Raw genomic sequence first — 12,819 nt, 5'->3', positions numbered from 1 at the left:
CGCCGCCCGGGCTCATGAACCACACTGGCACTCGATGACAGGCGATAACGAACTACCCAACGAGTCCATGGTTCTGCTGGAAGCGGTCCAGGTTCTGGGCCGCTCCCTGGAACCGGAGTCCACCATTCCCGCTGTCCTGCGCCTGCTGTCTCAACTGGTCGGCCTCAACCGCGGGCGCGTCGTCCTCCCCGAAGAGGGCGGTGGTTTGCGTATTCATTACGCCTACGGCCTGCGCCCGGAAGAGAAGGCACGCGGCGTCTACGCCGCTGGCGAGGGGATCACCGGGCACGTCATGAACACCGGTCGGGTGTGCGTCGTGCAGGACGTGGACGCCGAGCCCGCGTTCCTGTTCCGCGCCGTGGACCGGCCGACACTGCCACAGGGCACGGTGAGTTTCGTCGCCGTGCCCATCCTCACCGACAAGGAGCCGGTGGGCGTTCTCGCCTGCCATCGGATACGTAACCGCAACCGCGCCTTCGAGGCCGACATCCACTTGCTGCGCATCATCGCGTCCATGATTGGGCAGACGCTGCGCATTCACACGCTGCTGCGCGAGCGCACCGAGTATCTGGAGCACCAGAACCAGGAACTGCGTTCAGCGCTGGAGCGCCAGACTGTCCAGCACGGCATCCTCGGCACGAGCCCGATGCTGCAGGAGGCCCTGGACGAGGCCACCCGCGTGGCCGGCAGCGATGCCACCGTGATGCTGTTGGGCGAATCCGGCACGGGGAAGGAGAAATTCGCCCGCATGATTCACACCCACAGCCATCGACACGATGGCCCTTTTGTGTGCATCAACTGCGGCGCGATTCCGGAACACCTGCTGGAAGCAGAACTGTTCGGTCATGAGCGGGGCGCATTCACCGGCGCGGTGCGCACCCGCGCGGGCAAGGCGGAAGCGGCGGACGGCGGCACCCTGTTCCTGGATGAAATCGGCGACATGAGCCTGGATCTGCAGACCAAACTGCTGCGCCTGCTGCAGGAGCGTTCTGTACAGCGCGTCGGCGGCGACCGGGACATCCCCGTGGACATCCGCGTCATCACCGCCACCCACAAGGATCTCCAGGACGCGGTGAACCAGGGTCGCTTCCGCCTGGATCTGTTCTACCGCCTCAACGTCATCCCGCTACGGCTGCCGGCGCTGCGCGAACGCGCCGGGGATGTTCCCCTGCTCGCCCGCCACTTTCTCGACACCTTCAATCACAAGTACCGCCACAACCTGACCCTCGGCGCCGGCGTGCTGCCGCGTCTGGAGAGCTATGCCTGGCCCGGCAACATCCGGCAGTTGGAGAACGTCATCGAACGCGCTGTGCTGACCGCCAGGGGCACCAGCATCCAGGCGGCGGATATCGAGCACATCCTGGCCCAGGAATCCAGCGTTGGCGACGCGCCTGAGGAGACCGCGCACGCGGTGGCATCGCCCCCCTTCGCCCAGGCGCAGGAAGCAAGCGCAGGAAGACCGTATCAGCGTATCGCCGAGAGTGACCCGGACGTCCTGCGGGCAGCGCTCCTGCGCTGCCGCGGGAACAAGACCCAGGCGGCACGGGAGCTGGGCCTGAGCACCCGACAACTGCAGTACCGGCTGAACAAGTTCGGCTTGCGCTGAGCCCATCGGCAACCCCAACGGTTCGCGAAAAGCCGTGGCAGAGTTTCCGATTACAGGAAATCCGTCACACTGCGCCGGCGGCACGGTTTCCCGCCCTGTTCTGCCGTGGTATTCCTACGCCCCTCCTTGCCTCCGCGACCGGACCTTCACCATGATCGGGCTGATCCAACACACCCTGCTCGTCCTCCTCGAGCGTGAAGGCGGAACCAGCTTGCGGGAACGCATCCTCGCCGATTGCGGCCTGCCGGTGGATTCACGCTTTGCCATTCACAAGGATTTCGCCGACATCGAGTGTTCGGCGCTGATCACGGCCGCTGCTGCACGGATGGACATCGACGAGGAGACCCTCTGGGGGCTCTACGCCGACTATTTCCTTGAGGAAGCGCACCAGCTGCTGCCGCGCTTTTTCGAGATGGCTCCGACGGCCCGGGATTTCCTGCTGCGTCAGCCCACCATCCACTGCACTTTCGGCGCAGGGCTGCGGGACGCCGAAGCCCGCAGCCAGGTGCGGGACAAGTTTCATATCACCGAAGACGGCGACGACCTGGTGGTGCGGTACCGCTCGAACCTGCAGCTCTGCAAGCTCTACCGTGCCCTGGCAGAACGTGTTCTTGCGCTCTACGGGGAAACCGGCGAAATCCAGGAGGAGATGTGTCGCCACCATGGCCATGAGGCCTGTGTGTTCCGCATCCGATTCCATGGTCATGGATGCGATATAGCGGTGGCGCATGACTGAACAGTGCGACGGAGAGGATGCTGCAGCCATCCGCCGGGCGATCTCCGAGATCGCCAACACCCTCTGCGACACCGTGGACAACCGGTTCGATCTCCGCGTGGATGTGGACACGAAGGAGATCGAGGTCCAGAAGCTGGTAATGCTGGTGAATTTCGTGCTCGAGCAGGTTCGCCGCAATCTCGCCGAGTTGGAAGAGGCGCGCAGCAAGCTGGAGCAGCGGGTCGAAGAACGCACGGAACGGCTGAACCTGGTCATCGAGGGCGCAAACGACGGCGTCTGGGAGTGGACTCCGGACACCGACGAACTCGTGGTCTCGCCCCGCTTCCTGGAACAGGTGCAGCGCACCGATGCCAACCCGGTCATGAATACCGCGGCGTGGGTACAGCTGATTCATAAGCGGGATGTGGGGCAGGTTCAGGAGGCGATCCAGCGGGTGCTCGACGGGCGCGACCGACACCTGCGGGTGGAGTTCCGCCTGCGCCCCGGCCCGGCCAAAGGAGAACGGCTCATGATCGCCCGCGGCGCCGCCATGCAGGATGAACACGGTCGTGTTGAGCGCCTGGCCGGCACGCAGACGGACATCACGGAACGGTACTGGCGGTTACCGGAGTCCGGCCTGTTCACCGAGCGCGCTGTCCTCGCCGCACTCAGGGATCATCAGCACGAGCAACGCGACGCGATGGTCATCATGATGCGCACGCGCATTCTCGGAGGCGCCGTTGCCACCTCTCCCGGCTCGGACCACGCACAGGTCCAGAACCATCTGGCACACCAGGTTGCCCAGGCTGCGCCCTGGGACGACCTGCGCATCGGAGTGACTGCAGGGGACACGCTGACAGCAGTGGTCTGCGGTGAAATCCGGCCGGAGGACATTGCGGAACAGCTTCGCGAGCGTCTGGAAACCACGCTGGTCGTCGAACACCAGCGGCTGTGGCTGCAGCCGGCGGTCGGCATCGTGCACACCGCCACACTGGATCACCGCGACCCCGAACGCGCGCTGGAGGCCGCGCGCATGGCCATGCGCAGCGCGCGGGCCGAGACGGGAGGCACCGTGGTGCGGGTGTACTCCAAGGCCCTGGAAGCGCGTGCGCGCTCGGACCGCGAGGCCGAGGATACGCTGGCCCAGGCCATCCGCAACAACTGGATCACCGCGTTCCTGCAACCCGTGGTCGATATCCACGCAGGGACAGTGCACGCCTTCGAGGCACTGATGCGTCTGCATCACCCGGAGCACGGCATCCTCTCTCCGGGTGCCTTCATCGCCGCAGCCGAGCGCACCGGTGTCATGGGCGATGTCAGCCACCAGGCGTTCCGGGCTGCCGGTCGCAGCCTGGCCTGCGCGCACATGACCACCACCTTCGGTGACAGCTTTCTGCTCAGTCTCAACATCGCGCCGGAACAACTGGCCGGTCGGCATGCCGCCGATGAGCTACTGGCGGCACTGGAAGCGCTGGAACTGTCACCAGGGAGGGTGCAACTCGAGGTCACTGAACGCTCGCTGCTGGAAGATCCGACCCATGCCGCCGACGTTCTCGAGGACCTGCGCGCGGCAGGGGTCACCATTGCCATGGATGATTTCGGTACAGGTTACTCGTCGCTGGGTTACCTGCAGCAGTTGCCCCTGGACGTCCTCAAGATCGACAAGAGTCTGGTGGACCGGGTCCCGTCGAGCGGGCGCGCCTACCGCGTGCTCGATACCATCGTGCGCCTGGCCGAGGACATAGGCCTGGACGTGGTCATCGAGGGCATCGAGACCGACGCCCAACTACACGCCGTGGGCGAGCTCGACGTTCGCCTCTGCCAGGGATTTCTCCTGAGCCGCCCCCACGCCATCGACGAAGTACTGGAACAGAACCTGCCCGAACACCTTCGTCGCCTCCGGATTGCGCCCGCGCACTGACGCGACCCGACTGTTCCACGGCACCTGGTCGCGACCCTGAACCGTCTCCGGGCAGGGAAGCGGGGAACGTCACAGACGTGCGCCAGATCACATCGCACTCCAGCCGCCGTGTTGTATAACGTAGCGAACACGCTAGGGTGGGTTCCCGCAAGGGAACGCTGCGAGAACAAAAAACGGGATACGCATGTACAGAAACTGCATCATGGCCGGCGGCCTTCTCACCGTCACTGTCGCGACGGGCGTGCAGGCGCAACATCCGGGACCGCTGGCGGGCGGTGATATCACCCACGCCGGAGTCGCACCCCACGAGCGCTCCATTGGCCTCGGCACCAACCCGGCCACCCCCTCGTTGAGCGACCGCCGGGTCCGGTTCGGGATTCTGTCGAATTTCTCTGTCGGCTACGAGTTCGGTGATGCCGACGATTTCGATCGGGACATCGAGCGAATTTCCGATGATTTCGACATCCTGGAGGGGGAAATTAATGCCATCGACCCGAATAACCCCGATCAGGACGACATCGAAGACTTGATCCGCGACGTTGTCTCATTCGAGGGCAATGCCAATGACCTCGTCGGCGAACTCTCCGATGCCGCCTACGGCAAGCTGAGCATCGCGGCCTCCGGACCGGGCGCGCCACTGAGCGTGCGCTCGCAGACGCTCAACGGTGTCATCACTTTCGACTATGGCGTCAACGTCGATGGCCGCGTTGCCGTGGAATCGTCGGGCGATGCCTTCAACACGGGCCTCGCCGAGTTCGTTGACGAGGACGGCAATGTGACTCTGCCGGGCGCAATCGAGGAAATCGGTACCAACCCGGATGGCTACCGATTCGTCAAGTTCGAGGATGACGAGACGGAATACACTTTCAAGCCGGAAGAGGACGCCGGCCTCGCCGTCCAGGGCGGTGTTGTCGGGCGTTTCAGCACCGGTTACGCCCGCGAGGTCTGGCGCAACCAGAGCGGAGTCCTGCACGCCGGCACCACCCTCAGTGCCTATCGGGTCACTCTGGCCCGTTCCGGGGTCCTGCTGGACGACAGCGATGATGTCGAGGACCGCGCCGAGGACGAGTTCGAGGACAACCAGAACACGGACACCGGTTTCGGGGTGGACATCGGCGTGACCTGGGTCACCGACAACTTCTCCGTGGGCGGCACGGTGCGGAACCTCAATGAACCGTCCTTCGACTACCCGGATCCCTGCGACAACGACCCGAACGCCCAGTCCTGCCTCTTCTTTGAGGCCAATCCGCAGGCCAAGCGCAATGGCAGCAGCTGGACCATGGAGCGCCAGCTCACGCTGGAGGGCTCGGTATACACGCAGAATCGCCGCTGGATCCTCGCCGGGCGGCTGGACGCCAACGAGGTTGCCGACACCACCGGGGATGACTATCAGTGGGCCGCTATCAGTGCCGCCTATATTCCGGACAGCTTCTGGATCCCCAGTCCGCGGGCGGGCATCCGCACCAATCTCACCGGCGAAGAGCTGACCTACATCAGCGGCGGAGCAACCTTCTTCCGGTTTCTGCATCTGGACATAGCCGGCACCCTGGAAGAGACGTCGGTGGACAACAGCACCGGCCCCCGCTCCATGCAGGCCAGCCTGGGTATGGACCTCCAGTTCTAGTGTCCTGTCCCCGAAGGCTTCCCCGAACCGCGGCGAGCCAGTAAGGTAAGCCGTCGTCGAACGGGCCCCGGCGACGGCCCCGCAACCCACGACCAGTATTGCCAGGGATTTCTCGTGCGCGAATGGCTCGTCATCCAGCAGCTCAGCCGGGAGGCTTCCCGCTCTCGTGTGTTCCTGGAACTTCTTACCGTGCGGCCGCTCTCCATTTCCGGCGTCGCATTACTGGTGTGCCTGCTTCTGGCGCTGGGCGCCGTGGCCGCCATCCCCGCGGTTACCGACGGCTGGTGGACGCCGGCAACCATGGCGGTGACGGTCCTCGTGGTCGGCTTCGTGGGCGGGCTGGTACTGGAGGACCGTGCCGGGACCGTGTTCCAGTCCCGCCCCGTCGCCCTGCATCTCAACGGGCTGGTACGTCGTTACCGGCGCGGCTTCCTCGGGCCCCGATATGTCCTGTTCTCGGAGCGCCTGCGCGAAACAGACTATTTCACCGTTGACGCGCTGGAGAGCGCCCTGCGCTGCTGTGATGCCGAACTTGCCATGAACCACCGCGGTCACCCCGGCGTTCGCACCGGCCCGGCAGTACTCACCCTGCTCGTCGCCATTGCCTTGATTGCGGCAACACCTCATCTGGTGGAGTACGGACTGGACCTGATTGCCCTCACCGCTGGTCTGGTCCTGGCATTGGTGGCGATGGCACTGATCGCGCTGCGCAGCGCCCAGCCGGCGCGGCCCGGCACCGAGGAAACCCGCTGCCTGCTGGTCTGGGCGCTGGAAGAGGCCCGCACCGAAGCGCCCGGTCCGCGCCTTGCCTGACGCGGCACCAGGCGGCTGCCGTCAGGAATAGCGATGCCCCAGCGGCCGGAGGCGTACAACTCCGGCGCTGTTTCCAGTACGCTCGTTGACTTTGCAATGGCGATTCACAGGAGTCCTGACTTGGTACAAACCGTCTCCCCGGAGCAAGCAGGCCTGTCCAGCGAGCGGCTCGGCCGCATCAGTCGCTGGATGCGCGATCACGTGGAAAACGAGCGCCTCGCCGGCACCAGCGTGCTCATCAACCGCGGCGGCGAAAACGCCTGGTTCGACTGCGCCGGCACGCTGGAGCTGGGCAGCCAGCGGCCGCTGCAAGACGACTCCATCTTCCGCATCTATTCCATGACCAAACCGGTGACCAGCGTCGCCGCGATGATGCTCTATGAGCAGGGCGCATTCCAGCTGGACGACCCCGTGGCGCGCTTCCTGCCCGAGTTCCGCGACATGGAAGTGCTGGTGGGCGGCGATGCCGACAACCCCAAGTGCGAACCGGCACACAACCTCATCACCATGCGCCACCTGCTCACCCACACCTCCGGGCTCACCTACGACTTCTTCATGACCTCCCCGGTGGATGCCCTCTACCACCGCCACGGCATCACCTTCGCCAACGGCGAAGTGCGGCTGGCGGACATGGTTGAGCGCCTGGCGAAGATCCCCCTGCTGTTCCATCCCGGGTCGCGCTGGAACTACGGTGTCTCCACCGACGTGCTGGGCCGCGTGATCGAGGTGATTTCCGGCGAACCGCTGGACGAGTTCTTCGCCAACCATATCTTCCAGCCGCTGGGGATGACGGACACCGCCTTCGGCGTGCCGGAAGAGAAACTCGAGCGTTTCTCCGCCCTGTACACCTCCAGCACCATGACACCGCCACCATTGATGGGCCCGGAACCCACCCAGGTGCTTCCGGAGCCCAAGGGCGGACTGAAGCTCTTCGACCCCGCAACCGGCGGACGCTTCCAGGCACCGGCCTTCATGTTCTCCGGGGGCGGCGGGCTGACCTCCACCATCACCGACTACCTGCGTTTCTGTCTGATGCTGCGCAACGACGGTGAACTGGACGGCGTTCGCCTGCTGGGGCGCAAGACGGCGGAGTTCATGCGCGTGAACCACCTGCCGGGCACCCTGGCGGACATGGGCTCGCCACGATTCAACAACGGCCCCATGGGCACCGGCCTGGGCTTCGGCCTGGGTTTCTGCGTCGTGCTGGATCCGGCAGAAGCACAGACCATGGGTTCGGCGGGCGAATACTTCTGGACGGGCATGGCGAACACGCAGTTCTGGATTGACCCCGAAGAGGACATGATCGTGATCCAGATGGCGCAGCTGCTTCCGTCCTCACTGGTGCCGGTGCGCCGGGAACTACGCTCACTGGTGTACCAGGCCGTCATTGATTGACCGCCCCGGAGGCTTTCATGCGTTCCGTGTTTCTGGTCGACAACGGCTCGCTGCGCCCGGGTGCGACGCTCAATCTGCGGCGCATTGCCGCGGCGCTCGGCGAGCGCGCCGGGATGTCCGTGGAAGCGGCGTCCCTGCTGCACTCGAACAAGGTGCCCGCGGAGGACCTGGAGGGCGAAGCAGCCCGTACCCTCGGGCCCGCCGCCACCCGGCGTGCCGACGAGGGCAGCCGGGAAATCATCATCCTGCCGTTCTTCTTCGGCCCGAGCCGCGCCCTGACGGGGTACCTGCCGGAGCGTATGGCCACCCTGCAGGAGCGCCATCCCGAGGTTCACGTCCGGGTAGCGACGCCGCTGGTGGACCTGTTCGGCCCCGTGGACCTGCGCCTGGCGCGCATCCTCCGCGACGGCGTCCTGGAGACCATGACCGGCACCACCCCCCCGGCCGTTGCGCTCGTGGATCACGGCAGCCCGATCCCGGAGGTCACCGCGGTGCGCAACGTACTCGCGGGGCAACTGGCCGCGCTGCTGGAGGGGCGGGCGGATCGGGTGACTGCGGCTTCCATGGAGCGGCGCGACGGCGACGAGTACCGATTCAACGAACCCCTGCTGGAGAATCTGCTGGATCGACCGGGATTCAACCAGGGCGAGGTGGTGGTTTCCATGCTGTTCCTCTCCCCCGGGCGCCACGCCGGCGCCGAGGGCGATGTCGCCGGCATCTGTGGCGAGGCCGAGAAGCGCAATCCGGGGCTGGCCACGGCGATGACGCCGCTGGCCGGCGAGCACCCGGGCATTCTGGAAATTCTGGAGGAGCGACTGCAGCAGGCACTGGACGGCACCCACTTTCTGCTGGATCTCCCGACCGGTGGAGTTGCCGGAACGGGAGGCTCAGGATAGCGCCGGTGGGCCCCGGTTGGCCCACCGGCCAGGGGTTTACTCCATCACCGCCATGATGTCGTCCATGCGCCGCTCCACCGCGGCCCGATCCTCCTCGGGAACATCCGCGAACATGCCGGCGATGCGCTCCATCTGCTGCTCCATCTGCTGGCGGAACTGCTCTTTCTGTTCCTCGGGAATGTTCGGGTTTTCCTCGAGTTCCCGGATGGCCTGATCCATCTCCTGCTCCATCTCGGGGCTGACTTCCATCTGCACCGCCATCATGGCGTGGAAAATCCGCCCGCCGTCGGCGGACCACTGATCGACATCGTTGTAGCCGTTACGGCGAATGATCTCCCGCACCTCATCGTGCTCCCGGGCCGTTTCTGCGAGGATCTGCTCGAAATCGAAGTCCTGGGGATCGTCGGCCTGAAAATCCTCCTCATCCAGCTCGTCCTGGCGATCCCCCCAGGCCTGGAGCTCTTCCATGGTGGCCAGCCAACGATCGATGGCGGCGTCATCCAGGGCCTTGGCCTGGCCGAACATCAGCACGCCGACGATGGCAAGCAAACACACGAGACTACGCTTGAACATGATCAACCTCTCCTTTCCCTGTTGTCGCCCCGAGCTTACAGTCATCTACAACGCGGTGCCACGGACGCTTGAGACGATTGTTTGCAATGACGCCCCGCACGAGCCTGGTCGGCAAATACACGGTGCTTTCCCTGGTCCTCATCCTGACGGCGGTGACGGGCCTGAGCATCATCTATGCCCGTTTCTCCGATACGCTCATTGAGCGGCTCACCGGCGAGCGCCTGGAAGCCCAGCTGGCAGGCACGGCCAACCGGGTGAGTGCCTTCATTGCCAACCGCATCTATCAGCTGGAAATCCTCTCCAGCCATCCGGCCATGCCGCTGTATGTCGCCGACGGCGCGGAAGTTCCGGAAGGGATTGCGGAGCTGGTACGCGTCGAGGCGGATTCGCCGGACCTCTACGGCATCCTGTTCTTTGATGCCAGCAACAGCCTGGTCAATCTAGTCCCCGGTCAGGCCGCCTCCGGCGCCCCCTACTGGCAGGGGGACCCATGGAGCATGGCCGGTCTGCCGCGCACCGAGCACGGTCGTACGGAGATCATAGGCCCGCACGTCCCCGACGACGGCGAACCCGGGTTTATCATCATCCGACAGCGTCTCCGGACCCTGCCGGGCGTTGAGGATGCCGGGTCGGTGGGGCTGCATGTCCGCCTCGCCGCCATTACCGAGCGAGTCCGCTTGGAAGATCTTGCTGGCGCCACGCGGACTTACCTCCGAACTCCCAACGGCGATCTGCTGAACCCGGCGGGTCACCCCGTGGGGCCTGCCCCGGAGACGCTGAGGGAAGGACCGGAAATCCTGCCGGGCTGGCGTATCGACTACGAAATCGAGGCCGCGCATATCCTCAATCCCCTGCGCACGGCTCAACTCGGCATGTACGCCCTGGCGGCGGCCACCGGCATCGGCTTGGTCGTCGTTTTCTGGCGACTGGCGCGTAGCCTGCGCCGGCGTGTGGACCGACTGGTCACAGGTGCCGATGCTCTGGCAGGCGGCGACCTCCAGTACCGACTAGGCGTGCATGACCAGCGCTGGGATGAAATCGACGTCCTTGCCCACGGCTTCAATTCCATGGCCAACCGGCTACAGCAGATGCTGAACCGCACAATCCAGAGCGAGAAGATGGCCGTGCTCGGTGAGTTCGCCACCGGCGTCGCCCACGAAGTCCGCAACCCCCTGGGGACCATCAAGCTCACGGTCCAGGCCCTGGGGCGAAAGGAACCGGATCAACGGCGGCGGGATCTGCTCCACGATGTCGAGAACGAGATCGACCGACTCAACCGCGTGGTGGGCGATCTGCTCACCTACGGCCGGGCGTCCGCCGGGGACCCCAGCTGCTTCGAGATCCGCACGGCGTTCCGTAAGGCCATCAGTCTGGTTGAGCCGGAAAGCCGCGAACGGGGTGTGGACATCAATGCGAGTGGAGACTCCCGACTGTGCATCCACGCCAATCCAGAACAGGTGGTCCAGTCTTTGGTGAATCTCCTGATCAATGCGGTCCAGGCCAGCCAGGAGGACGACATCATCCGTCTGCGCGCATCCACGGAAGGTGCGTTCGTACGCATCGACGTCACCGATCACGGCTGCGGCATGGATACCGCAACCCGGGAGCGTGTCATGGACCCCTTCTATACCACGCGTCCGGACGGCACGGGGCTGGGCCTGAGCATCACCAAGCAGCTGGTGCTACTCAACGGCGGCGAACTGACCCTGACCAGCGAAGCCGGTGAGGGCACCACCGTCACCGTCCATCTACCCCGGTGCGTTCCGGGAGAGCCCACGAGTCTGCACCCATGACAGCGCCTCGCATCCTGGTCATAGACGACGAGAAGAACTTCGCGCGCTCCCTGGTATTCGGCCTCCAGGAAGAGGGCATGGAAGCAGAGGCGACCTTCGGCGGGGCAGCGGGTCTGGATGCGGTGACGGACCAGTCCCCGGATCTGATCCTGCTTGATCTGCGACTCCCGGACATGGACGGCATGGAGGTTCTGGAACAGCTCACCCGGGACTATCCCGAGCTTCCGGTGGTGATGATCTCTGCCCATGGCGACACCCGTGCCGCGGTGCAGGCGGTCAAGGCCGGTGCCTCGGATTATCTCACCAAACCCTTCGCCCTGGACGAGGTCGTACACCTCATTGAGACCAGCACCCGCCGTGCGCGAATGCGCAGTGAACTTGACTATCACCGACAACGCCTGACACCCCCTTCGGGCCTTGTCGGCGACAGCGCCCCTATGAAGGCGCTCTGGGAAACCGTCGAGCGCGTCGCCGGCAGCAGCGCTGCACGCATCCTGCTGCAGGGAGAGTCCGGCACCGGCAAGGCACTGGTGGCCCGGGGCATTCACGCCCAGAGTCCGCGCGCCCACGAAGCGTTCGTGGAGATCAACTGCGCGGCCCTGCCCGAGCAGCTCATCGAGGCGGAGCTCTTCGGCGCCGAGAAAGGTGCCTACACGGGCGCCCACCAGAAGCGGGTGGGACTGGTCAGTCTCGCCGATCGCGGCACCCTTTTCCTGGATGAGGTGGGCGAGTTGCCGCTGGCGCTCCAGGCCAAACTGCTGCATTTCCTGGAGAATGGCGATTATCGCCCCGTGGGCGCGTCACGGTCCCTGTCTGCCGATGTGCGGGTGATCGCGGCAACCAACCGCGCCCTGGATGCGGAAGTGCGCGAGGGCCGGTTCCGCGAGGACCTCTACTTCCGCCTCAACGTCATTGAAATCGATATTCCGCCCCTGCGTGAGCGCGCCGGCGACGTCGAGGCCCTGCTCCGGGAACTGACGCTGCGGCAGGCAGAAACGGAAGGTTGCGACCCCGTGGGTTTCAGCGAAACGGCCCTTGATCTCCTCACCCGCTACCGGTGGCCAGGCCACGTGCGCGAACTCAAGAATGTCGTCGAGCGCCTGACCATCCTCTATCCGGGCAGCGTGATCGAACCCGGGCAGCTGCCCGTGGAAATCCGTGACAGCGAGCCCCGGAGCGACGCCCTGGGCCAGCAGCTCGATAGGACCGAGCGCCAGATCGTGCTGGATGCGCTGAATGCCGCCGGGGGCCGCAAGGGCGATGCCGCCACCCGGCTGGGTATTTCCCGCCACGCCCTGAAGCGACGGATGCAGCGCCTCGGGCTCACATGAGCGTAAACCGCTCACTTACCCGCCCATGAATGAGCGGTTTACGCTCATGATTGCACCAACGTCCCCGTCCGACGCCGCCATGGCGGGGCCACAGGACATGGCCCCTGACTTGCAACGTCCCCGGAAACAATACCAGGGGAGCGACGGCACTC

10 protein-coding genes are annotated in these 12,819 nt (G+C 65.2%); 9 read left to right on the top strand and 1 reads right to left on the bottom strand.

The features are described from left to right. Positions 1-34: 34 nt before the first annotated feature. The 7 genes from KU884_RS07620 (at position 35) to KU884_RS07590 (ending at position 8,970) form a co-directional block, all read left to right on the top strand. The gene (locus KU884_RS07620; protein ID WP_167782092.1) at positions 35-1,606 is read left to right on the top strand and encodes a sigma 54-interacting transcriptional regulator; all 1,572 of its coding nucleotides are present in this window, start codon (positions 35-37) and stop codon (positions 1,604-1,606) included. Positions 1,607-1,757: 151 nt separating this feature from the next. Further along, positions 1,758-2,342 (top strand): heme NO-binding domain-containing protein, encoded by a 585-nt coding sequence (locus tag KU884_RS07615; protein ID WP_167782091.1) that lies wholly within the window; start codon positions 1,758-1,760, stop codon positions 2,340-2,342. After that, positions 2,335-4,242 carry a GGDEF domain-containing phosphodiesterase gene (locus tag KU884_RS07610; protein ID WP_167782090.1) on the top strand — a complete coding sequence of 636 codons (1,908 nt, stop codon included), beginning with the start codon at positions 2,335-2,337 and terminating at the stop codon, positions 4,240-4,242. Before KU884_RS07615 ends, KU884_RS07610 begins: the two co-directional genes overlap by 8 nt. A 184-nt stretch (positions 4,243-4,426) precedes the next feature. After that, positions 4,427-5,866, top strand: coding sequence for a conjugal transfer protein TraF (gene traF, locus KU884_RS07605; RefSeq protein WP_167782089.1), 1,440 nt, complete (start codon positions 4,427-4,429; stop codon positions 5,864-5,866). Between the two features lie 114 nt (positions 5,867-5,980). Then, positions 5,981-6,679 (top strand): hypothetical protein, encoded by a 699-nt coding sequence (locus KU884_RS07600; RefSeq protein WP_167782088.1) that lies wholly within the window; start codon positions 5,981-5,983, stop codon positions 6,677-6,679. A 120-nt stretch (positions 6,680-6,799) separates the two neighbouring features. Then, positions 6,800-8,074 (top strand): serine hydrolase, encoded by a 1,275-nt coding sequence (locus KU884_RS07595; RefSeq protein ID WP_217351444.1) that lies wholly within the window; start codon positions 6,800-6,802, stop codon positions 8,072-8,074. 17 nt (positions 8,075-8,091) lie between these two features. Next, complete coding sequence (locus KU884_RS07590) at positions 8,092-8,970, top strand: sirohydrochlorin chelatase (protein WP_167782086.1); 879 nt, start codon at positions 8,092-8,094, stop codon at positions 8,968-8,970. A 36-nt stretch (positions 8,971-9,006) separates the two neighbouring features. On the opposite strand, the gene KU884_RS07585 is transcribed toward KU884_RS07590, so the two are convergent. Next, on the bottom strand, positions 9,007-9,543 hold the full coding sequence (locus KU884_RS07585; protein ID WP_167782085.1) for a hypothetical protein: 537 nt from the start codon (positions 9,541-9,543) through the stop codon (positions 9,007-9,009). An 86-nt stretch (positions 9,544-9,629) separates the two neighbouring features. On the opposite strand from KU884_RS07585, the gene KU884_RS07580 reads away from it, so the two are divergent. Continuing rightward, complete coding sequence (locus KU884_RS07580) at positions 9,630-11,336, top strand: sensor histidine kinase (protein ID WP_167782084.1); 1,707 nt, start codon at positions 9,630-9,632, stop codon at positions 11,334-11,336. After that, entirely contained in the window at positions 11,333-12,667 is a 1,335-nt protein-coding gene (locus KU884_RS07575) for a sigma-54 dependent transcriptional regulator (protein WP_167782083.1), read from the top strand. The genes KU884_RS07580 and KU884_RS07575 overlap by 4 nt, the downstream gene beginning before the upstream one ends. Positions 12,668-12,819 lie beyond the last annotated feature (152 nt).

Source organism: Aquisalimonas sp. 2447 (genome assembly GCF_012044895.1).
Classification (GTDB): domain Bacteria; phylum Pseudomonadota; class Gammaproteobacteria; order Nitrococcales; family Aquisalimonadaceae; genus Aquisalimonas.
Note: the sequence above shows the minus strand (reverse complement) of the source record. Positions and strands in the feature narration are given on the sequence as shown.